The sequence below is a fragment of the Cupriavidus sp. SK-3 genome, assembly GCF_000611145.1.
GTDB lineage: Bacteria > Pseudomonadota > Gammaproteobacteria > Burkholderiales > Burkholderiaceae > Cupriavidus.
Genome location: NZ_JFJV02000204.1, coordinates 1 through 22,722, shown reverse-complemented (window position 1 = coordinate 22,722; position 22,722 = coordinate 1). Strand labels below are relative to the sequence as shown.

Genomic DNA, 22,722 nt, shown 5'->3' with positions numbered 1-22,722 from the left:
TTCGCCATGACTCCTACCTCACAGCAATCCAGCGGATTCACGAGGGCACTGCTCAGATGGATCGGTGCCTGCCTTGTCTTTCTGGCCTGGACGCTATCCGCTCCGGCTGCGGCGCAGACCACCAGCAAGATGAACCTAAGCGGTACGACCTTGTGCGCCGATGTCTCGGGCGCCTCGCTGGACGATGGCGCGCCGGTCATCGTCTGGACGTGTAGCGGCGACCCCAACCAGCAATGGACGTTCAGCCCTGACGGTACCCGCTACAAGATCACGGTGGGGCACAGCGGCGATTGCATGGACATTGCTTATGCCGACCCTGGCGAAGGTGCGCCGGCGATTCAATGGCCCTGCCAGGTGCCAGCCGCCGACAACGAGCGGTTCACGGTGAAGCAGCAGAACAATGGCTTTGCGGTGGTGGCCGTGCACAGCGGCAAGTGCCTTGGCGCCACGGGTGGAGCCAAGCCGCAGGAAGGCCAGGCTGTGGCGCAGTATACTTGCGACGGCAGCGTCGGCCAGACCTGGGTGATCAGCGGTCTGAACGTGGCCACGCTGCCATCGAAATGGACGGCGCCCAAGGCCCTGTCGCTCGTACCGGTAGCGGCGGCGGCCCTGCCTTCCGGCAAGGTGTTGGTGTGGTCGGCCTACGATCGCTTCACCTTCGGCGGCGACAACGGACAAACGTACACCGCGCTGTTTGACCCGGTCGCCATGACGTCTACCGAGAAACTGGTCACCAACACTGCGCATGACATGTTCTGCCCGGGGATCGCGAATCTCCCCGATGGACGCATCTTCGTCAACGGCGGATCCAGCAGTACCAAGACCAGCATCTACGATCCGGCCACGGCTACGTGGTCCGTGGCACCGGAGATGAACCGCGGCCGCGGGTATCAGGGCAGCGTCACCTTGAACAATGGTGGCGTCTTCACCGTGGGCGGTTCCTGGAGCGGCGCCATCGGCGACAAGGACGGCGAAACCTGGATGCCGAATAACCCGTGGCGCCTGAATAGCGCCATATGGGACGACTACATCCTGACTGGCGACTCGGCGGGCCTGTACCGTTCGGATAACCACGCGTGGCTGTTCGCCTCAGCCAATGGCCGCGTGTTCCATGCGGGGCCGAGCAAGCAGATGAACTGGATCGACACCACCGGTGACGGCAGCGTGACCCCGGCCGGCACGCGGGCGGCCGACGGCGATGCCATGAATGGCAATGCCGTGATGTACGACATCGGTAGGATCCTCACGGTGGGCGGCGCGCCGGACTATGAGAATCAGACGTCGACGGCGAATGCACACATAATCGATATCAGGTCCGGTACACCCGTGGTGCGCAAGCTCACTTCCATGGCCTATGCCCGCGCCTTCAACAACAGCGTGGTCTTGCCGAATGGCCAGGTTGTCGTGATTGGTGGCCAGACCGTGCCGGTACCGTTCTCCGATGATGGGGCGGTGCTCACCCCGGAACTCTGGGATCCGGCCACCGAGAAGTTCCAGAAGCTGGCAGCGATGGCTACCCCGCGGACCTACCACAGCGTGGCGCTGCTGCTGCGCGACGGGCGGGTGCTGAGCGGCGGCGGTGGTCTTTGCGGGGGTTGCACGACCAATCATCCCAATGTGGAGATCCTGACTCCGCCCTATCTGCTCAATGCGGATGGATCGGCTGCGACCCGCCCGACGATTTCGTCGGCGCCGGCGGATGCCCTGCTTGGCACGACGATCTCGGTGTCCACGAATACCCCGGTGTCTAAGTTTGCGCTGGTCCGCATGTCGTCGGTCACGCATTCCGTGAACAACGAGCAACGCCGGGTGCCAGTCACCTTCACGGTCGGGACGGCCGGAGAGAATCTGGTCAAGATCCCGTCCGACCCCGGCGTCGCCGTGCCCGGCTACTACTATCTGTTCGCCATGAATGCGGCGGGCGTGCCGAGCGTGGCCAAGGTCATTCGCGTCCACTGATGCGCCGCGCGAACCGTGGCGCAGAACGGCGGGCGGTCCTGGCTGCGGTCGCGGATAGCAGTGGGGACGTGGAGCGGGGACGGTGGAGGTAGTGCACCTCGAACTTCTGCCCCAAGAACCCCGACGGGCTGCGTACCACCGCCCGCAGCACAATACCGGCCTTCGATCATCACTGCCGCAGACGGACGCTGTCAGACCCGGTAATGCTATGTGGCCCCGCGCCGATGTAACCTGAAGTCAGTCCTCATCGTCGTGCCAGCGATGCCACTCGCGGTGATGCTCCCTCCACTCGTGCTCTCTCCAGCGTTGCTCACGCCATTGGCGTTCCCGCCAGGCACGCTCCCGCCAGTCGTCGTAGTAGCCAGGGGCAACAACGACAGGCTGCTGTTCGACCACGACCGGGGGCGGGTCATAGTAGGGTCCGGGGGCATAGACGGGCGCAGCGGCGAAGGGTACCGGGATACCGACGCCGACACCAACGCTCACATGAGCTAGTGCGCTAGCAGATGCAACGGCTGAGACGCCCGCCAGGATGGCCAGCGACAATAACTTTCTCATGGTGACAATCCTCTGTGAATACCGCTCCCCGCCCCGAAAAGCCCCGAAAGGGGAGTCGCTAAATGGCAAAGCAGTTATCAAGAGAAACGGACTGGGCGGCAGGTGTGTTGACGTCTATGTCCTGCGGCTTTGTATCCAAATCTATCCGCAGGGAGAAAATGCCGGGAATGTATCGCTTTGCACGGCAACGCACGACAGTCCAGGGCCCCCGCCGGGGAAGGCTCGCATGCAGGATGCAGCCGATGGAAATTTGGGTGTCTGTATCAATGCGCGTGAGATAGCCGTGTCGGCGACACGAGCGCTACTGCTGCGTCTTCGTTGGACAAATGATGGCGGTCCCCAAGGCTTTCGTTTGGGTGCGGCGTATGTGCGTCAAGTTGTCACACGCATGTCACTTGGAGGGCTTAGGTTTGCGGCCACCTGCAGGGAGGGCGCAGTGATGGAAAGTCTTTTTGGGCTGTTAGAGAAAACAGATAGAGGTCGGCAGGAAGTGGCGAGACGGTCGGGGGCACTCGATGGTCGCCGCCGCGCGCTCCTCATTATGGTAGACGGCCGGACCAGCTCGAAGGAAATTCTCGCGTGTGCCGGGGAACTCGGACTAGATGCGAGTGCAGTGTTCCAATTGCTGCATGTGGGCTTCATCCAAACAGTCAGCGAAGCCGATGGCGAGCCCGCTGTTCAGTCGTTTTCGGAAGTGCCGCCTGTATCCGCAAAGTCCAAAGCGGTCCTCCAAAGGCGCTCACTTGCCATCGCCAGGATGTATCTGATGGACGCAATGGTCCGAGCGTTCGGTACAACGGACCACCCCGTCAGGAGGCGGCTCATCGAAGCAACGGACCCAGCTTCCGTCGAGGCGGCGTTCGGAGAATTCCTTGGGGTACTGCAGGAAATTGCCACGCCGTCGATGGTGGGGCAAATCGAGGAATCGTTCCGGAGTCTTATGCCCGTTGGCAACCAGGATAGGATTTGGTGTGCGGTCTAGAGGCGCGCGCAGCTGTGCCTGCGACGGACGAATCAACCCAGCAGAATTCTGCATTGGTGGTCGAGCAAGTCGCGGCTGCAGCAAGTACGCCGGCGCGGTAACCGCAAGCTTGAGGTCTCAGCTCTCACCTGAGCATGACCCGGCCCGGCAGGTCAGACTAACCCGATGACTGCCTGATGCCGTGCCTGCGATTGTCCACTACTAGTCGTCGTGCCTGTGTCGGCCGTGCTCCCCGTGGCCATGCTCACCGTGACCATGCCCGCGCCACCTCCGCTCGCCTTGGTCGTCGTCATCGCGTCCCCGCCAGTAAGGGGCATACACGGGTGCTGGCGCTACGACAACCGGTCGAGGGACATACACCCGCTGCGGTGCAACATATACAGGCGGAGCCACATAGACCGGCGCAGGTTCCGCATAGATTACACCGGGGACGCCGATGCCAATGTCGACGTTCACATGCGCTTGAGCCGTAGACGTCACAGCGAGCAGAGCTACGCCGAGTGCCCCGATGATTGGAGGTCGTTTCATTTCAAATATCCAGCTTTTCGTCGGCGCAATTGTACGTGTCCCGCAGCATCTCGGTGGATATCAGGGTCGCTGACCTGGTGGTTGGCGGTCGATGGGTTGAGCATGATGAAGCCGAGGGCCGGCTGGCAGCGGTCCCACTCACGCCACAGCCGGTACCGGTACTGCTCGCAGTCGGAGAGGATTGCGCCGGGCTCGCCGTCGAGACTCTGGGTGATGAGATGTTTCATGCTCTTGCTCCGGCATTGCGAGTGCCCAACTGGCGTCTGCTTGAGGCCAATGCGGATCCTGACCGAGGGCAGGGCAACGGCGGAAATGAAGCTGATTGTGGGTCCTTGGGCCGTGCTACGATTCTCTTGAACAACTGGAGAAAGCTATGGATCTCCAAGGCTTCACGTACTACAAGGATCACTGGTATGAGGCTTCCGCAACGTCCCCAACCGGTGGGCCCTGGCATGGCGAAGTGACGATCTGTGCAAAGGCGGTGGACGGCCGTTCGATCAAGATCTTCGAGCACGAACCCGTGCCTGGGCAGTACTTTTCCGAAGGCGAGGCGTGGCAGCATGCGCGCGACTATGCCGAGAAGCTGATAGACGAAGGCCGGGCGAACCCAGACTCTCACTGATTCGCGCACTGTATCGCTATCCCGGTCAACCGCACTGCGTGCTACGGTCCTCCGAAATCCGGGGAGGCACACATGTACTTCATGTGCAGAGGCCGGGATATCGCTATCCGGGCAATAGATGTCGCCAGCGATCGGTGGGACTGGTCGTATCCAAGGGCTCCAGCTCCTGGAGCAGGATATCTGCTACGGGCCCGCCCTTGGGAAGCTCAATACGCAGATGAAAATGCGTCAGGGCATCGCCATACCGCCTGGCCCGTCCAGCGGCGACCCATGGCGCCTCCGAGCACTTGCCCAATAAGTCCTGGACAGGGCTTCTCCGGTTGCCAGGCTGGAGGAGGAAGCGCGCGACGCTCTCAATGCCGTCAAATCGCACGAATACCTTCCGATAGAGCGAGAGTGGATTCTGGGAGAAGCCGGCATACCCAATGGGCAATAGGAGGAGATTCATACCGCCTCCACAGGTTGAGCCACCGACAAGGCTACGGCCACCTGCCGAATCCACACTGGCGTGGCCGACAGCATGAACGTCTCGCTAGCCTCAGCCAGCAGCAGCGTGGTGCCCATCACCTCGGCGATCGCGCGGGCGGCGTCCGGCGGCACAGCGTTGCCAATGCGCTCGCGCCTGGCCTGATCGCGCAGATCGTCCAGCTCCAGATATTCCTCTGGCTCGATCAGCGACTGCAGCGCGGCCAGTTCCAGCGTTGTGAAAGGGCGGTGCCAGGTGCCGGCCGCGCGTGGCCAGCCGCGGCACGTACATCGCGCGGGTGAACAGGTCCATGACGGTGCAGGGCACGCCGACCAGCTTCTCGAAGTCGCGCGCGGCAGCCAGGTCGACGTCGATGCCGCCCAGGCAACGCCAGGTCGCGACCATGTTGCCGACGCGGGAGGCGGCTTTCGTGAAGCCCTTGGCGCCGCCGCCCAGGCCGGAGCACATGCCGAAGGTGGTGTATTCGCGGCGGATCATCATGCGAACACCTCGGTTTTTTCCTGACTATTCTCGGTAATGGGTGTCCGTTGGGGCTGGTAGCCTGTTTGCCCCCAGCGCCTGCATCTAATTGCCGACCAATGACCACCGTTCTCGCCATTGCCGTAGCCTGCGGCGCATTTCTCAGGCTCTGCGTCGCGTCTCCCTACGAAGGTGCGTTCGGGCTGGATCGCTGTGATATAGGCGGATTCGGCGACGCCCTGGAGCAGGCGGACGCTAGTGATGATGACGATTAAAGGCCGTGGGCTCGGAATATGGCTGCGGATGATTGATATGCCTCGCATGCCGTGTTCACTGCTTCTTACAAGTGAGCGGGGTTGTGACCGATATACTATCCGCGATAGTCCCCCAGAAAAACGAGCCATGAAATCCATTCTTGTGTTGCTGATCGCCTGTGGCGCTTTGCTTAGCGGCTGCGCCGTGATGCCTTACGACGATGGCTACGGCGGTGGCCAAGGCAACGGCTGCCCTCCGGGGCAAGCCAAAAAGGGGAATTGTCGAGTTGACCAGTACGGGAACGAGTCTTTCTGCCCGCCTGGGCAAGCGAAGAAGGGACGCTGCTGATTGGGCGCGGGCGAGTTGCAGCAGCCCCGGCACGGCGCAGTGATACTGCGTACCGTGCACCAATTCCGGGTACTTGCCCGGAGATGGGGTGAGATATTCGCCACGGTCAGCAAGGGCGATGATCTGCTCATCCGTCAGCGCCTCGGCGCGTGCGTCGGCCGGGCGCTGCGTCCCAAGCATTCGTGCCAGGCGTAGCTCCCGTCAGCCCGAAGTCGCGCGCCAGGTTCCAGCGGCTGGGGTAGCAGGCGCGGGCGGGGGGCTAAGGGGAAGCCGAGCCTGGCGCCGGGGCCGGTGTGGTCATGCTGTAGTCGGCCGGCGCGTCGGCCGGGCGCGGCGTGTCGCCCGCACGTTCAATCCAGCCGCCGCCGAGGAACTGGTAGAGATCGACCAGGTTCGTCAACCGCTGCAGCCGCGCGTTGATCAGCAGCAACTGCGCGCTGTAGAGGTCGTTTTGCGCGGTCAGCACGCTCAGGTAGCTGTCCACCCCGTTGCGATAGCGCAGGTCCGACAGCACCAGCCGGCGCTCCTGCGAGCCGGTGAAGCGTTCCAGTGACTTGATCTGGTTGTCGAAGGTGCCGCGCGCGGCCAGGCCATCGGACACCTCGCGAAAGGCGGTCTGGATGGCTTTCTCGTAGCTGGCGATCTCGATGCGTTTCTGTACCTGCGCCAGGTCCAGGGCCGCCACGTTCTGGCCGCCCTGGAAGATCGGCAGGGTAATCTGCGGCGCGAACGACCACGCGCCGGAACCGGGCTTGAACAAGCCGCCGAGCGTTGGCGAGAGCGTGCCCGCATTGCCCGTGAGCGTCACGCGCGGGAAAAAAGCCGCGCGCGCCGCGCCGATGTTCGCGTTGGCGGCCAGCAGCAATTGCTCCGCGGCGGCAATGTCGGGGCGCCGCGTCAGCAGATCGGACGGCAGGCCCGCCGGGATATCGGCGAGCAGGGCCTGGCTGTTGAGCGGCAGGCCCGGCGGCAGGTCCTCCGGCAATGGCTCTCCCACCAGCAGCACCAGCCCGTTCTCTGCCTGCGCGCGCAGCCGCGCTTCCGTTTCCAGGTTGGCGCGCGCCTGCTCGACGACGCCTTCGGACTGCCGCAGGTCAAGCTCCGAGCCGGTCCCGACATCGAACTTCAGGCTGGTGATGCGCAACGACTCCTCGGCCGTCACCAGCGTGGCGCGCGTGACGGCGAGCGCATCGTCGAAGGCGAGCATGGCGAGATACTGGTTCGCCACCGAAGACAACAGGGCAAGCTCCGCCGCCTTGCGGCTTTCCGCCAGCGACAGGTACTGCGCGAGCGCCTGGTCCGACAGGCTGCGGATGCGGCCGAAGAAGTCGATTTCCCATGACGCGTTGAGGCCGACCGAATATTCGGCCGCAATGGTCCGGCCCGAGGCCGTCAGGTTCGCCGGCGTGCGCGCCCGGGTTCCCGAGGCCACCGCGTTGACCGAGGGGAACAACGCAGCGCGCGTGATCTGGTACTGCGCCCGCGCCGCTTCTATGTTCAGTACCGACACGCGCAGGTCGCGGTTGTTCTTCAGCGCCAGCTCGAGCAGGCGCTGAAGACGCGCATCGGCAAAGAAATCCCGCCAGCCGATATCGGCCGCCGGCGTGGCCGCCGTGGCGCTCTCCGCGCCGCTCGCGGCGGGCTGCTGGCCGTAGGCGCCGCCGGCGGGGAAGGCCGGCGCAACAGGGGCGGCCGGGCGCTCGTAGCGTGGCTGGAGCGTGCAGCCGGCGGCCAGGATGGCCACGGCGGTCGTGATCGATGCGAGTCTGGGCATCTCAGTGTCCTTCCCTGTGCATGCCGGCGTCGCCGTTGCTGTCCGGCTGGTCCGGCTGGCCAGGCTGGCCGGAAGGCGGCGATGGCGGGGGAGGCGTCCCCGGCGCTGCCTTGGTCTTGCTGAACTTGCCGATCACGACGAAGAACATCGGGATCATGAAGATGGCCAGGAAGGTCGCCGTCAGCATCCCGCCGATCACGCCGGTGCCGATCGCATGCTGGCTGCCCGAGCCCGCGCCGTTGCTGAGCGCAAGCGGCATCACGCCAAGGATGAAGGCGAGCGATGTCATCAGGATCGGGCGCAGGCGCAGGCGGGAGGCCTCCACCGCTGCATTGATGGTGCTCATGCCCTGGTCGCGCAGGTCGCGGGCGAATTCCACGATCAGGATGGCGTTCTTGGCCGACAGGCCCACCGTGGTCAGCAGGCCGACCTGGAAGAACACGTCGTTCTCCAGCCCGCGCAGGGTGGCCGCCAGCAGCGCGCCCAGGACGCCGAGCGGCACGACCATGATCACGGAGAACGGGATCGACCAGCTTTCATACAGCGCGGCCAGGCACAGGAACACGAACAGGATCGAAATGCCATAGAGGATCGGCGCCTGCGAACCGGACTGGCGCTCCTGGTACGACAGGCCCGTCCATTCGTAGCCGATGCCGGGCGGCAGTTTGGCGGCGATGGCTTCCATGGCGTTCATCGCCTGGCCGGTGGATTTGCCGGAGGCGGCCGCGCCCTGGATCTCGGTCGCCGGAATGCCGTTGAAGCGTTCCAGCTTGGGAGATCCATAGATCCAGGCCCCTGAACCGAATGCCGCGAACGGCACCATGCCGCCGGAGGCGTTGCGCACGTACCAGGCGTTCAGGTCCTCGGGATTCATGCGGAATCTCGGCTCTCCCTGCACGTAGACCTTCTTGATCCGGTTGTCGGTGTCGAGGAAGTTGTTGATGTACAGCGAAGCCCATGCCGCGGAGAAAGTCTGGTCGATGTCCGCGGCGCTGACACCGAGTGCATTGGCTTTTTCGCGGTCGATGTTGACCTTGAACTGCGGTGTGTCGTTCAGGCCGTTCGGGCGGACCTGCGCGAGCATCGGATCCTGCGCCGCCATGCCGAGCAGCATATTGCGCGCCTGCATCAGCTTCTCGTGGCCCAGGCCGGCGCGATCCTGCAACTCGAAGTCGAAACCCGCGGCCGTGCCGAGTTCCGGGATCGACGGCGGATTCAACGGGAACACGTTGGCGTCCTTGTACCCGGCGAAATGTCCGAAGATCCGCTTGACCAGGGCGGGGGCTTTAAGGTCCGCGGACTCGCGCTGCTTGAAGTCCTTCAGCCGCACGAACACCAGGCCGGAGTTCTGCCCCCGGCCGGCAAAGCTGAAGCCGTTCACCGTCAGCACCGCCTCGACCGCGTCTTTCTCGCTGTTCAGCAGGTACTGCTGCACATCCAGCAGCACCTTGGCGGTGCGCTCCTGCGTGGAGCCCACGGGCGCCTGCACCAGCACGAACATCGTGCCCTGGTCTTCTTCCGGCAGGAACGCCTTGGGCAGCCGCACGAACAGGAAGCCCACGATCAGGATCACCACCAGGTAGATGATCAGCCAGCGGCCGGAGCGCCGGATCACGTGCACCACGCCGCCACGGTATTTCTGCTGGCTCGTCGCGAACGTACGGTTGAACCAGCCGAAGAAGCCGGTCTTTTCGTCGTGATGGCCCTTCGGGATCGGCTCGAGCATGGTCGCGCACAACGCCGGCGTCAGGATCAGCGCCACCATCACGGACAGCACCATGGCGGCGACGATGGTCAGCGAGAACTGCCGGTAGATCGCGCCCACCGAGCCGCCGGAGAACGCCACCGGCACGAACACCGCCGACAGCACCAGGGCCACGCCGACCAGCGCGCCGGTGATCTGCTCCATGGCCTTGCGCGTCGCGTCGCGCGGCGACAGGCCTTCCTCGGCCATGACCCGCTCGACGTTCTCCACCACCACGATCGCATCGTCCACCAGCAGGCCGATGGCCAGTACCATGCCGAACATCGACAGCGTGTTGATCGAAAACCCCACCACCGACATCACCGCGAACGTCCCCAGCAGCACCACCGGCACCGCGATCGTCGGGATCAGCGTGGCGCGCAGGTTCTGCAGGAACAGGTACATGACCAGGAACACCAGCACGATGCCTTCGATCAGGGTCTTGATCACTTCCTCGATCGACAGCGTGATGAACGGCGTGATGTCGTACGGATACTCCACCACCACGCCCTGCGGCGCGTACCGCAGCAGCTCGGCCATCTTGGCGCGTACCGCCTTTGCCGTGCTGAGCGCGTTGGCGCCGGTGGCGAGCTGGATGCCGAAAGCCGCGGTCGGCTGGCCGTTGTACTTGGTGTCGAAGTTGTAGTTCTCGCCGCCAAGATCGATCCGCGCCACATCCTTCAGGCGCACCTGCGAGCCGTCGGTATTGACTTTCAGCAGGATATTGCCGAACTGCGCAGGGGTTTGCAGCAGCGTGGCTTCCGTGATGGTGGCCTGCAGCATCTGTCCCGGCACCGACGGCGTGCCGCCCAGGCTGCCGCCGGCCACCTGCACGTTCTGCGCCGCGACCGCGTTCTTGACGTCGATCGGCGTCAGGCTGTAGTTGTTCAGCTTGGTCGCGTCCAGCCAGATGCGCATCGCGTACTGCGTGCCGAACAGCGTCACCGTACCGACGCCGTCGATCCGGCTGACCGGGTCCAGCACCTTCGACGCCACGTAGTTGGCGAGGTCATAGCGGCCCATGCTGCCGTCCTTCGACACAAAGGCGAGGATCAGCAGGAAGCTGCTGCTCGATTTCGTGACCTTGGTGCCCAGTTGCTGCACGGCCTGCGGCAAGAGCGGCGTCGCGAGCTGCAGCTTGTTCTGTACCTGGACCTGCGCAATGTCCGGATTGGTGCCTGCCGCGAAGGTCAGCGTGATGGTGGCCGTGCCGGAGTCGTCGCTGGTGGAGGACAGGTAGAGCAGGTGATCGAGGCCGCTCATCTGCTGCTCGATCACCTGGGTAACGGTATCTTCAACGGTTTTTGCGGAAGCGCCGGGATAGGTGGCGCTGATCTGGACGGCGGGCGGGGCAATCGTCGGGTACTGGGCAACCGGCAGCGTGGCGGTGGAGGCCAGGCCGGCCAGCATCAGGATGATGGCGATCACCCACGCAAAGATCGGCCGGTCGATAAAGAACTTTGCCATGAAGGCGGCTCCCTTTTATTGCGCGGCCGGGGTGGATGACGGGGATGGCGCCGACGATGGCGCCGCTGTCGCCGATGCCGCAGGCGCGCTCGCGGGGGGTGTTGCCTGCGCGCCGGAGGCCGGCTGCGCCGGCACCTGGGCCTCGACCGGCTTGACCGTCATGCCGGGTTTTGCCTTTTCCACGCCGTTCACGATCACGCGATCGCCCGGTTGCAGCCCGCTGTCCACCACCCAGCCATTGCCGAACGTGCCCGAAGTGACGATCTGGCGTTGCGCCACCTTGTTGTCCTGGCCGACGACGAGCACCACAGGCTGCCCCTTCTGGTCATGCGTGACGCCGATCTGGGGCACGACGATGGCCTTGTCGTTCATGCCTTCGTCGATGCGCGCGCGCACGAACATGCCCGGCAGCAGCACCCGGTCCTGGTTGGGGAAGATCGCGCGCACCGTGACGGAGCCCGTGCCCTGGTCGACGCTCACGTCGGTGAACTGGATCCGGCCGGTCTGCGGGTAAGTGCGGCCGTCTTCGAGCAGCAGCGTGACCTTGGCGGCGTTGGCGCCGCTGGTCTGCAGCCGGCCTTCCAGGATCTGGCGGCGCAGCCGCAGGCCTTCCACGCTCGATTGCGTCAGGTTGACGTAGATGGGGTCCATTTGCTGCACGGTGGTCAGCAGGGTGGCCTGGCTGGCCTGCACGTAGGCGCCCGGCGTGACCTGCGACACGCCGCTGCGCCCGGTGATCGGCGAGACGACATCGGTGTAGCCCAGGTTGATCTGCGCCGTTTCCACGCCAGCCTTGCCAGCTGCCACGTCGGCCACCGCCTGGCCCAGCGCGGCAACGGCGTTGTCGTAGTCCTGCTTGCTCACGGCGTTTGCCCCGACCAGTATCTTGTAGCGCTGGACCAGCGCTTGCTGCGTGCCGACGTTGGCCTGCGCCTTCGCCAGCGCTGCCTTGGCATTGTTGAGCGCGGCAATGTAGGGCGTCGGGTCGATCTTGTAGAGGCGCTGTCCGGTCTTGACGTCGGAGCCCTCGGTGAATTCGCGGCGCTGCACGATGCCATCGACCCGCGCGCGCACTTGCGCCACCAGGAACGCGCTGGTGCGGCCGGGCAATTCGGTCGTGACAGGCACGGTGGCCGGCTTGACGGTGACGACGCCGACTTCCAGCGGCGGGGGCGGCGGCGCAGCAGGTTTCTGTCCGCACGCGGCAAGCACTACGGCAATCGTCGCGGCACTGATATGGCGAAATGGAACCCGCTCGATGCGCATGAAAGAACCTCGGAATCGGTGGTAGGGGACTGGAGACACGAAAACACGCATGCGCCGGATGCCCGCCGGACCGGGCCGGCGGGGCGGCTTGACGGCCCGGTGACGGATGCGGCGCGGCGGGGCGCCGGCCGGCGCCGGGGAAGCAAGGCGGCAGCCATTCCGGCTTTGCGCCGCGCAAGGCCATCGTTGAAGGTTCGGCTATCGGTCGTGGCCGCGATCAGGGCGGCGGCGATGGCCGGAAGCCTCGCACGGCGCGCGGGAAAGGCCGTGAGAGCGTTGATGCCTGACCTGGCCATGGGAAATGGCAGGGCGAACGAGGTGGAGGAAGGTGATTTCCGCAAACTGAATGCGAGCCTGTGTCAGTGCACTCAATCCAGCCATTGCTCGATCACTTCATCGTGACGTCATGCCGTCATGCCGTGAAGCGCCGTGACTGATTATTTACCGTCACAGCAGGGCAGAGTGGGGCGAAACGGCGGGGCGAAATGGCGCATCACATCACTCTAGATCACTTGCATGACAATGCAAGGAACGTCGCGAAGTATCGCGGGCCGCACGAGCCTGGCGCGGAAGTCGGCGATACGCCGCGATTGCGGCGGCGGACAGCGAGGCACCCCCCTGCGGTGGAATAAAACCGGGGCGCCATGCGTTTACCCGTTGGGCAGGACCGGCGGCGGCATGCGCGCAGCCGGACGTGGCGCATGCGGCATCGGCCGATGCCGCCGCCGCGTGGCCTGCCACCAAGGAGACCAACATGAAAGCGCTCCGACTGGTTTCGGCATTGCTGCTGGCGTTGATGGCGGTGGCGGCCTGCTCTTCGGATGGCGGCGGGTCCGGCCAGTCATCGGCCTCGCGCGACGGCAGCCGTAGCACGAGCGGCACCGGCGGCATGGGCGGCGGCGGGTACTGAGATCCGCGCGGATGCATCGGGATGCGTGCCCCATGTGTTGTCAGCTGTGAGCTTTGGCGATGACATAGCGGTCTGGCTTCCGCAACTGCGGCGCTATGCGCGCGCCCTTACCGGCGACGCCGCGTGGGCGGACGACCTGGTGCAGGACACCGCGGAGCGCGCGATCGCCCAGGGCAGCCGCCTGCGCGCGGGCAGCAACGTCAGGGCCTGGATGCTGACCGTGCTGCGCAATCTCTATATCGATCAGTTGCGCCACCGCCGCGAAGTGGCCGTGGACGAGGCCGACCCGCTGTGGCAGCGGCAGGAGGCCCCGGCAGGCGAAATCGACGGGCTCTTGCTGCGCGATGTGCAACGCGCGCTGTACCGGCTGCCGGCAGAGCAGCGTGAAGTGCTGCTGCTGATCGTGCTGGAGGGCTTGAGCTACCAGGAGGCCGCCGCGGTATTACAGGTGCCGCCTGGCACCGTGATGTCGCGCCTGGCGCGGGCGCGGGAGCACTTGCGCGCGTGGCTTGGCGATGGCACCGGTGGCACAGGTGGAAACAGCGAGCGGCACGTGCCGCTCAGGGTGGTGAGAAATACGCCATGAACGACGATCGGGAAACTGGCTCCAGCCAACCCGCACCGGATATCGAGGCGATAGCGCGCTTGTGCGCGCTGGTGGACGGCGAACTGCCGGAGTCCGAAGCGGCGGCCGCCCGCGCGGCGCTGGCGCATGACGCGCAGGCGGCAATGCTGGCGGAGCGCTATCGCCAGCAGAATGCCGCGCTCAAGGCCTTGTTTCCGCTGCCAGCCAACCTGCGTTATGTGCTGGTCAGGGCGCAGCCGCGCTGGTGGCGCCGTGCCCTTGCCGCGCTGGGCTGGGCGCTGGCCGGAATGGCACTGGCCCTTGGCCTGGCCTGGCTTCCCGGTGCGAGCGCCGATCCCCGCGAGTTCGCGCGCCACGCCGATGCCGCCTACGCGGTGTTCGCGCCCGAACAGCGCCATCCGGTCGAGGTGGCGGCTGCCGACCAGCCACACTTGCAGGCCTGGCTGTCGCGCCGGCTCGCGCGCACGCTGACCATCCCGTCGCTGGACGAATACGGATTCGCGCTGCTGGGTGGCCGGCTGCTTGTGGGCGACGCCGGCCCGGCTGCGCAACTGATGTACCAGAACGCGGCTGGCGAGCGGCTCACGCTGTATATCACGCCGGCCGCGCCGGCTTCGGCCTCGCTCGGCCTGCTGCGCCAGGCGGACCGCCGCACCTATTACTGGGCCGGGGGCGGGGCCGGCTATGCGCTGTCAGGCCAGCTGGGCGAAGCTCGCCTGCGCGCCATCGCCGGCGATGTCTGCGCCAGCCTGGGAGGGCATCCGGAGGCGTGGCGATAGCGGTCCGCGGCGCGTTTTGACGACGTCAGGCAGCGTGGCATGAACGGGGGAATAAACGAGGGAATAAACGAGGGAATAAACGGGGGCGCCAATCCGTTTACGTAATGCAGGCGCGCAGGTGCGTGCGCCAGCCGCGCCAGCGGGTCCTGCAGGCAAACCGATGTGCCGCTGGATGTGCCTTGCGCGTTGTCCTGGTATGTCGCAAACGTCGGGCGTTCGTTCCCTGGGATGACATCATGGGAAAAGCTCTGGGTGCCGTGGCGGCGTTGCTTGCCGGCCTCGGCTTGAGCGTGCCGGCCGCAGCGCAGATGGCCGCTGACGCATGGAACGGCTATTCGTCGCCCTGCCAGCAGATGGCGGGACAGGTGGAGATCGATGGCTACCTGCAGCAAGTGGTCGGGCTGGCCTGCCTGCAGCCGGACGGTTCCTGGCAGATGGTGGAAAGCTCCGGCGGCACCATGATCTATACGCAGCCGGCTTACTACGTCGATCCGTGGTACTGGGCGCCGGTCGGTGTCGGCTTTGGCGCGAGCTTTATCTTCGTTGACCGCTTTCATCACTTTCACCATATGCACCACATGTCCTTCGCGCACGCGGGGGGCGGCTTCCATGGCGGCATGCGCGGTGGGTTCCAGGGCGGGTCCCGCGGTGGATTCCAGGGTGGATTTCATGGGGGCGGCGGTGGCGGTGGCCACCACCATTGAGGAGGGAGGCCGGCGCCGGACGTGAATGCGAAACAGGTGCTTCCGCCGGACTGTTCCGCGGCGCGGTTTGCGCGGGCCCTGGATGATTTCGCCTCGGTGCTCGGGGAGGGCGCGGTATTGTCCGCGCCCTCCGACCTCGCCGCCTATCGCGATCCCTACTCGCCACTGCCCGATGAAGATCCGGGGGCCTTCGCCCCTTCCGCCGTGCTGCTGCCGGCCAGTGTCGCCCAGGTGCAGGACGCGCTGCGCGTGGCAAGCGCCGCGCGCCTTGCGCTCTGGCCGGTTTCCATTGGCCGCAACCTGGGCTACGGCGGCGCCGCGCCGCGGCAGCGCGGCACACTGGTGCTCGACCTGCGGCGCATGAACCGTATTCTCGAAGTGAACCCGGCGCTGGCCTATGCGCTGGTGGAGCCGGGCGTCAGCTATTTCGATCTCCACGCGCATTTGCGCCGCGAAGGCATTGCGCTGTGGATCGATCCGCCGGCGGTCGGCTGGGGCAGCGTGATCGGCAATACGCTGGAGCGCGGGTTTGGCGTCACGCCCTATGGCGATCACGCCGCCATGCAGTGCGGCATGGAAGTGGTGCTGGCCAGCGGGGAGATCGTGCGCACCGGCATGGGCGCGCTGTCCGGCGGCACGGCCTGGCAATTGCACCGGGACGGCTATGGCCCCGGCATCGATGGCCTGTTCATGCAATCCAATCTCGGCATTGTCACCAAGATGGGCATCTGGCTGATGCCCGCGCCGGAGACGGTTTTGCTGTGCCAGGCCAGCTTTGCCCGCGAATCCGACCTGGAGACGGTAGTCGACACGCTGCGCCCGCTGCGGCTGGCCGAGGTCGTGCACGGGCCGGCCGTGATCGAAAGTGCCGTGCGCTGGGCCGCCGGCGTGTCGGCGCGCAGCGACTGGTATGACGGTGCCGGCCCCATGCCGGCAACAGCGCTGCAAGCCATGATCCGCAAGCTGGACATCGGCTGGTGGAACCTGCGTTTCGGCCTGTACGGACCGGCCGCGCTGGTGCAGGCGCGCTGGCGCATCGCGCGCAAGGCATTCGGCGCGATTCCCGGCGCGCGCCTGCGGGCCTGGCCGTACGACGCCGCCGGCGTGGCCAGCGCGCCGCCGGACAGTGCAGGCGCGCTGGGCCTGCTTGGCGTGCCCGGCTTGTCGGCCATGCGCATGCTGGCGTGGTGCGGCGGCGACGGCGCGCACCTCGATATCTCGCCACTGTGCCCGGCCACCGGTGCCGATGCCATGCGGCAATACCTGCTGGTGCGCGATCGCGCGGCGGCGCACGGCTTCGACTACTACGGTGGCTTCACCGCGGCGCCACGGTGCCTGCATCACATCTTCGCCGCCATCTTCGATCGTGCCGACCCGCAGCAGCGCAGCCAGGCGCGCGCGCTTGCGCACCGGCTGGCGGGCGAACTGGGCGCCGCAGGCTACGGCCTGTACCGCGCCCATCTGGACCTGATGGACCGCGTGGCGGCACAGCAGGATTTCAACGGGCATGCCATGCTGCGGCTGGTCGAGCGGGTCAAGGATGCGCTCGACCCGACGGGCATGCTGGCGCCGGGGAAGCAGGGCATCTGGCCACGCGGGCGGCGTCCCCGCGCGCAGGGTGGCGGGGACAATTGACAAGGCCGGTACCGTTCTATACCGTGGAACTGTGTGCGGGAATGCCGTTCCTTCGCCTGCGCCTTTCAAGCTTCCCAGCCCTGTTTCCTGTTTCTACATACATGCCACGTAAAGCTGCCCAGTTATCCGAAGCCGACAAGCATGCCGCGGAAGGCGGCGCCGTAGCCGTGGACCGGGCCCTCTATGTGCTCTGCGCGTTTCATCTTGGCGACACCACGCTGAGCCTGGTCGAACTGGCACAGCGTACCGGCCTCTACAAAAGCACGCTGCTGCGCTTGCTGGCGTCGCTCGAACATGCCCGGCTGATCCTGCGTCATACCGATGGCCGCTATGGGCTGGGTCCCGAAGTGGCTCGCCTGCACTCGGTGTATTCCGCCTCCTTCTCGCTGGAGATGGTGGTGATGCCCGTGCTGCGCCAGCTGGTGCAGGCCACGCGCGAGAGCGCCGCCTTTCACGTCGAGCAGGGCGAGCATCGCCTGTGCCTGTACCGTGTCGATTCGCCGCAGCCGGTGCGCGACCACGCCAAGGCGGGCGAACTGCTGCCGCGCAACCGCGGCGCCGGCGGCCGTGTGCTGCGCGCATTCAGCGGCGCACGCGGAGAGATCTACCAGAAGATCCGGGAAGAGGGCGTTGCCGCGCTGGTTGGCGACCGGATCCCGGACATTGCCGGCGTGTCATCGCCCGTGTTCGGTCCGGACGGCCAGCTCAAGGGCGCGCTGACGCTGACTTGCCCCACGCCGCGCTTTGACGAGGCGTTTCGCCCGCATGTGCTGCTTGCGGCGCGTGACCTGACTGTGGCGCTGGGGGGCACCTTCCCGTTTCCTGTCTGATACCCGGGGATCCAGGCCTCGCTGGCGCTTGCCACGGTCGCCGGTCGCACGCCGGTTCGCTGTTAGTGCTGCGTCACTTCCTCCGTCTGAACCTGACAGGAAACCAACGATGTTTGTCAGGGACAACCATGCCCGGCTTGTCGGGGGTGCCCGGTGGGGCCCCATGACGTTATCATGCGCTTTTGCGAAATTGACCCGGTATCCGGGCCGCCCCCGCCCCCGCCCCCCACCTTCCCGTCAACGTCACCGGCAACACGGTATCTTCAAAGGAATCCCGTGCAGTTAGACCAGCAAACGATCGTCGTCGTCATGGTGGTTGTGTACGCCAGCGCGCTGGCCATTTCGGCGGGCCTCCTGGCGGCCTTGCGTCCCAGTGCCGCCGGGCGCCTGTGGGCATGGGGGCACCTGCTGGTGTCGGCGGCCGGACTGGTGCTGGCCGCCAATGCGTCGGCGCGCCTGGTTTACGTCAGCGCCGCGGGCGCGGCGACGTTTATCGCCGGCAGGCTGCTGATCTACCGCGGCGTGCGGATCTACTGCGGCCTGGTCTCGTGGGACCGCTCGCTGGCAGTGGGCGTGTCGGTGGCCGGACTGGCGCTGCTCGGGGTCGCCGGCATGGCCAACAGCCAGGCGCGCATGCACGTGATCGGCTATGGCTGCCTGGCCCTGGTGGCTGCGCTGACTGCCGGCACGCTGCTGTGCGCCCACGGGGGCCGGCGCAGCATCGGCACGCCGCTGGTGGTGGTCGCCAGCCTGATGCACCTGACGACGCAACTGGCCGGCTTCGCCGCCGGTGTGAACGGCATGGTGGCCTCGGGCCCGTTCTACGCCAGCAGTGCGGACGCATTCCTGCTGCTGACGCCGCTTGTGGCTACCTTGCTGGGGTTGTTCGGCTTCACGCTGATGGCGATGGAGCAGGTTATCGCCGCCAAGGAAGACGGCGCCCGGCTGGACGCGCTGACGCGCCTGCTCAACCGCGGCGCGCTCGACAAGGCGGCTACCAGCCTGGTAGCGGCATGGGAGCGCCACGGCCAGCCCTTGTCGTGCCTGGTGATCGACGTCGATCATTTCAAGCAGGTCAACGACCGTAACGGCCACCATGCCGGCGACAGCGTGCTCAAGCTGATTGCGGAGGCCATCGACAATTCGCGGCGTGCCTCCGATGTGGCCGGCCGCTACGGCGGCGAGGAGTTCTGCATCCTCTGCCCGCATACCGATGAAGTCCAGGCCACGACGCTGGCCAACCGCATCCTGAAGAAAGTGCGTGCCATCCCGCTGCCCGGCGACGGGACCGCCTTCGCCAGCGTAAGCATCGGCGTGGCCGAACTGCGGGGCGGGGCGGCGGGGGTGGACGGGCTGTGGCGCGCGTTGTTCGCGGCGGCCGACCGTGCCCTCTACGCGGCCAAGGAGTTCGGCCGGGACCGCTATGCGCTGGCGTCCTGGATGGCGCCGGCCACGCGGCCGGTACCTGGCGACGTGGGCGATTCCGTCCACGCGCCGATCCGGTAGTTTTTCCGCTCAGTCCTGCGCGGGCGGCACATCCCGCGGCGGATGGCCGTCATAGGTCCAGATGTACTGGCGCGGGATGGGGCCCTTGTTGCGGCCGCCTTGCTGGGTTTGCTCCCATGCGTGGGCCAGGATGCCGACGGAGCGCGACAGGCAGAACAGCCCGCGCGCCAGGGGGGCAGGGAAACCCAGTTCGGCATAGATCACGGCCGTGGCGCCGTCGATATTCATGGGGATGGGCTTGCTGCGGCCGGCGCCCAGTTCGGTCTCCACCGCACGCGCGATGCCGGCGAAGCGGCCCGAAACCACGTCTTCGGCCGCGGCCTTGTCCACCAGTGCCAGCAGGCGCGGGGCGCGGGGGTCCAGCGGATGGAAGCGGTGGCCGAAGCCGGACACGAACTTGCCATGGTTGTCGCGGTAATCCGCCAGCGCCCCCTTGACCGCTTCTTCTTGCGTCTGGCCGCCGTCGACGCGCCGCGCCACATCCTGGTACAACTCCACCGCCTGCTCGCCGGCGCCGCCGTGCACGTCGCCCAGCACGTTGACGGCCGACGCCATGGCGTTGTTCAGCCCCACACCACAAGTGGCAGCCATGCGTGCGATGGCGATGCTGGGCGCCTGCGGGCCGTGGTCCACCGCCGACATCAGCGCGGCATCCAGCAATTCGCCCTGACCGCGGCCCGGCAGATCGCCCCGCAGCATCAGCCAGATCATCTGCGCGAACGACACCTGCCCGATCAGTTGCTCGATGGGATAGCCGCGGTAGCGGATCTCGCCGGGCTGCATGTCGATGATTTCGGTGCGCCACCAGTCCTGGGACAGCCGCTGGCCTTCGTTGATGGGTTCGCTCATACGGCACGCTCCTGTTGCAGGGTTTCGATGTCAGCCTCGCCATAGCCGAGCTGGGCGAGGATTTCGCGGGTGTGCTGGCCGAGTTCCGGCGGCGGCGTATCGACCGACGGCGCTTCGCCGTTAAGCTTGAAGCCCGTGCGCACCAGCCGGATATCGCGGCCCACGCCGGGCACGTCGGCAAAGTCGCCGATCATGCCGCGCCCGCTGACCTGCGGGTGGTCCAGCGTTTGCGGCACGCTGTAGACCGGGCCGGCCGGCACGCCGGCCTCGTTGAACAACTGCCACCATGCGTCGGCGGACTTCTTCGCCAGCTCGGCTTCGAGCTCGCGCGTCAGCTCGGCGCGGTTGGCCAGCCGTGCCTGGCGTTCCGCGAAGCGCGCGTCGGTGGCGAGTTCCGGGCGGCCCACCACGCGGCATACCGCTTCAAACTGTTCCTGCTTGTTGGCGGCGATATTGATCAGGCCCTCGCCGGTGTGGAAGGCCCCCGACGGGCTGGCCGTCATGTTCTCGTTGCCCATCGGCGCCGGAGTCTTGCCGGCGATCAGGTAGTTGGAGACCACCCAGCCCATGGTGGCGAGGGTGGCCTCGAGCATCGACACATCGATGAAATAGCCCTCGGTACGCTGGTGGTCGGCCAGCGCGGCGGCCACGGCAAAGGCTGCGGTGATGCCGCCGATGGTGTCCGAGACCGGATATCCCACGCGGTAAGGCGCGGTCTGCGGGTCGCCGGTGATGCTCATCACGCCGGACATGCCCTGGATGATCTGGTCGTACGCCGGCAGGTCCGAGAGCGGGCCGTCCTGCCCGAAGCCGGAGATCGCGCAGTAGATCAGCTTGGGATTGATCAGCTTGAGCGCGTCGAAGCCCAGCCCCAGCCGGTCCATCACGCCGGGGCGGAAGTTCTCCACCAGCACGTCGGCGCTCTCCACCAGCTTGCGAAACACTTCCTTGCCGCGCGCGTGCTTGAGGTTGACGGTAATGGAGCGCTTGCCGGGGTTCTGCGCCAGGAAGGACACGCCCATCAGCCGGCGGTTGAGTTCGGCGTCGGCGCCGAGCTGGCGGGCGAGGTCGCCGGTGCCCGGCGTTTCCACCTTGATGACTTCAGCGCCCATATGGGCCAGCTGGTGGCAGCAGAAAGGGCCAGCCAGCACATTGGTGAGATCGAGGACGCGGATATGGCGTAGCGGTTTTTGCATGGCGCGGATTCCAGGTATCAGTGCCGGGGCCGGCTTCGTGGCAGCGAAGCCGGCCCCGGGGTGCGGAGCGGTCGGGGCGGTAAAGACCGGGAGGCTTTACTCTACCTTGGCGCCGGACTGGCGCACGATGGTGCCCCAACGGGTGTTTTCCGCCTTCATGAACGCGGCCAGGTCGGCAGGGCTGCCGCCGCGCGGCTCGCTGCCTTCCTCGCGCATCTTGGCGATGGTGTCGGGCTGGGTGATGGCCTTGTTGATTTCCTCGTTGACGCGCTTGACCACATCCGCCGGCGTGCCGGCCGGCGCCACCAGCGCCTTCCAGTCTTCCGCCTGGAAGCCGGCGTAGCCGCCTTCGATCACGGTGGGCACGTCGGCCAGAAGCGGCAGGCGCTTGGCCGAAGTCACCGCCAGGGCGCGCAGCTTGCCGGCCTTTATCATGGGCAGCGCGATAGGCGGCGTGGCGAAGTAGAAATCGGTCTGGCCGCCCAGCAGGTCGGTCAGTGCCGGGGAGGCTCCCTTGTACGGCACATGCAACATCTTGATGCCGGTGCGGCGGGCAAACATCTCGCCGGTGAGGTGGCCCACGGTGCCGGTGCCGGCCGAGGCCATCGAGAGCTGCTTGCCCTTGCCAGCGGCAACGAGGTCAGCCACGTTCTTGTATGGCGCATCCTTGCGCACGATCAGCACCAGCGGCTGCGCGGATACCAGCGCCACTGGCGTGAAATCCTTGATCGCGTCGTAGGGCATCTTGGGATACAGGGTGGGATTGATCGCCAGGTTGGCGGTCTGGCCCATGCCCAGCGTGTAGCCGTCCGGACGGGCTTTGGCTACCGCGTCCATGCCGATATTGCCGCCTGCTCCGGCGCGGTTTTCCACCACCACGTTCCAGTGGGTGGACATGCCTACCTTGTTGAACACCAGCCGGGCCATGACGTCGGTGCCGCCGGCGGGGGGGAAGGGTACTACCAGGCGTACGGGTTGGCTTGGGTAGCTGTCTGCTGCCGCAGGGGTGGCGGCGGTGGTTAGCATGGCGGGGATGGCGAGGAGGAGCAGGGCACGGATGGGGGAGGGGAAGAGGATCAATTTTGTCTCCTTTCTTGGGTGGTGCTCTGCACCGTTGGGTGATTTTTGTTGTTCTGTAGAATAGAACGATGGTCTTACTTAGGGAATTTTATCGAGAGGATAGGAGGGGTGGGGAGGGTTGTCAAGGGTGGGGTTTTATGTGGTTTTTGGGTTTGGGGTCTTTTTTGTTGGCGGTGTTGGTTTTTGCACCCAAAGGAA

At 66.0% G+C, this 22,722-nt stretch carries 18 protein-coding genes and 1 pseudogene; 10 read left to right on the top strand and 9 right to left on the bottom strand.

From position 1 onward, the window contains the following. Positions 1-6: 6 nt before the first annotated feature. A complete protein-coding gene (locus CF70_RS19750) occupies positions 7-1,959 on the top strand; it encodes an RICIN domain-containing protein (RefSeq protein ID WP_051648677.1) in 1,953 nt (650 codons plus the stop codon). Positions 1,960-2,196: 237 nt separating this feature from the next. Here the strand turns inward: CF70_RS19750 and CF70_RS35100 are convergent, their stop codons facing one another. Then, positions 2,197-2,517 carry a hypothetical protein gene (locus CF70_RS35100; RefSeq protein ID WP_081862252.1) on the bottom strand — a complete coding sequence of 107 codons (321 nt, stop codon included), beginning with the start codon at positions 2,515-2,517 and terminating at the stop codon, positions 2,197-2,199. 439 nt (positions 2,518-2,956) lie between these two features. On the opposite strand from CF70_RS35100, the gene CF70_RS19740 reads away from it, so the two are divergent. Further along, complete coding sequence (locus CF70_RS19740) at positions 2,957-3,499, top strand: hypothetical protein (protein ID WP_035868295.1); 543 nt, start codon at positions 2,957-2,959, stop codon at positions 3,497-3,499. Positions 3,500-4,023: 524 nt separating this feature from the next. On the opposite strand, the gene CF70_RS19735 is transcribed toward CF70_RS19740, so the two are convergent. Beyond that, entirely contained in the window at positions 4,024-4,254 is a 231-nt protein-coding gene (locus tag CF70_RS19735; RefSeq protein WP_035868269.1) for a DUF1643 domain-containing protein, read from the bottom strand. Between the two features lie 146 nt (positions 4,255-4,400). Here CF70_RS19735 and CF70_RS19730 point away from each other — a divergent pair, with 146 nt between their 5' ends. Further along, positions 4,401-4,649 carry a hypothetical protein gene (locus tag CF70_RS19730; protein ID WP_035868266.1) on the top strand — a complete coding sequence of 83 codons (249 nt, stop codon included), beginning with the start codon at positions 4,401-4,403 and terminating at the stop codon, positions 4,647-4,649. A 444-nt stretch (positions 4,650-5,093) separates the two neighbouring features. On the opposite strand, the pseudogene CF70_RS38070 reads toward CF70_RS19730, so the two are convergent. From CF70_RS38070 to CF70_RS19700, 4 genes and pseudogenes are all read right to left on the bottom strand, one after another. Next, positions 5,094-5,375: pseudogene (locus CF70_RS38070) on the bottom strand (DNA cytosine methyltransferase); the annotation flags it as partial. A gap of 1,082 nt (positions 5,376-6,457) precedes the next feature. Further along, positions 6,458-7,972: an efflux transporter outer membrane subunit gene (locus CF70_RS19710; protein WP_035868254.1), complete on the bottom strand. Its 1,515-nt coding sequence runs from the start codon at positions 7,970-7,972 to the stop codon at positions 6,458-6,460. A 1-nt stretch (position 7,973) separates the two neighbouring features. Continuing rightward, positions 7,974-11,183, bottom strand: a complete 3,210-nt coding sequence (locus tag CF70_RS19705) for an efflux RND transporter permease subunit (protein ID WP_035868251.1) — start codon at positions 11,181-11,183, stop codon at positions 7,974-7,976. Positions 11,184-11,198: 15 nt separating this feature from the next. Next, positions 11,199-12,449, bottom strand: a complete 1,251-nt coding sequence (locus CF70_RS19700; protein WP_035868246.1) for an efflux RND transporter periplasmic adaptor subunit — start codon at positions 12,447-12,449, stop codon at positions 11,199-11,201. 754 nt (positions 12,450-13,203) lie between these two features. On the opposite strand from CF70_RS19700, the gene CF70_RS37000 reads away from it, so the two are divergent. The 7 genes from CF70_RS37000 (at position 13,204) to CF70_RS19665 (ending at position 19,399) form a co-directional block, all read left to right on the top strand. Further along, positions 13,204-13,359, top strand: coding sequence for a hypothetical protein (locus tag CF70_RS37000; protein WP_200876776.1), 156 nt, complete (start codon positions 13,204-13,206; stop codon positions 13,357-13,359). A gap of 46 nt (positions 13,360-13,405) precedes the next feature. Continuing rightward, positions 13,406-13,945 (top strand): sigma-70 family RNA polymerase sigma factor, encoded by a 540-nt coding sequence (locus tag CF70_RS19690; RefSeq protein ID WP_035868241.1) that lies wholly within the window; start codon positions 13,406-13,408, stop codon positions 13,943-13,945. Next, a complete protein-coding gene (locus CF70_RS19685) occupies positions 13,942-14,724 on the top strand; it encodes an anti-sigma factor family protein (RefSeq protein WP_035868239.1) in 783 nt (260 codons plus the stop codon). The genes CF70_RS19690 and CF70_RS19685 overlap by 4 nt, the downstream gene beginning before the upstream one ends. A gap of 236 nt (positions 14,725-14,960) precedes the next feature. Next, on the top strand, positions 14,961-15,428 hold the full coding sequence (locus tag CF70_RS19680; RefSeq protein WP_035868234.1) for a hypothetical protein: 468 nt from the start codon (positions 14,961-14,963) through the stop codon (positions 15,426-15,428). A 21-nt stretch (positions 15,429-15,449) separates the two neighbouring features. Next, on the top strand, positions 15,450-17,063 hold the full coding sequence (locus tag CF70_RS19675; protein WP_035868232.1) for an FAD-binding oxidoreductase: 1,614 nt from the start codon (positions 15,450-15,452) through the stop codon (positions 17,061-17,063). 101 nt (positions 17,064-17,164) lie between these two features. After that, positions 17,165-17,893 (top strand): IclR family transcriptional regulator, encoded by a 729-nt coding sequence (locus CF70_RS19670; protein WP_035868229.1) that lies wholly within the window; start codon positions 17,165-17,167, stop codon positions 17,891-17,893. Between the two features lie 276 nt (positions 17,894-18,169). Continuing rightward, positions 18,170-19,399: a GGDEF domain-containing protein gene (locus CF70_RS19665; RefSeq protein WP_035868227.1), complete on the top strand. Its 1,230-nt coding sequence runs from the start codon at positions 18,170-18,172 to the stop codon at positions 19,397-19,399. Positions 19,400-19,408: 9 nt separating this feature from the next. Here the strand turns inward: CF70_RS19665 and CF70_RS19660 are convergent, their stop codons facing one another. From CF70_RS19660 to CF70_RS19650, 3 genes are all read right to left on the bottom strand, one after another. Next, on the bottom strand, positions 19,409-20,248 hold the full coding sequence (locus CF70_RS19660) for a citryl-CoA lyase (protein ID WP_035868224.1): 840 nt from the start codon (positions 20,246-20,248) through the stop codon (positions 19,409-19,411). Beyond that, positions 20,245-21,444 (bottom strand): CaiB/BaiF CoA transferase family protein, encoded by a 1,200-nt coding sequence (locus tag CF70_RS19655; RefSeq protein ID WP_035868222.1) that lies wholly within the window; start codon positions 21,442-21,444, stop codon positions 20,245-20,247. Before CF70_RS19655 ends, CF70_RS19660 begins: the two co-directional genes overlap by 4 nt. Before the next feature lie 96 nt (positions 21,445-21,540). Beyond that, positions 21,541-22,470, bottom strand: coding sequence for a Bug family tripartite tricarboxylate transporter substrate binding protein (locus CF70_RS19650; protein ID WP_051648679.1), 930 nt, complete (start codon positions 22,468-22,470; stop codon positions 21,541-21,543). Between the last annotated feature and the right edge of the window lie 252 nt (positions 22,471-22,722).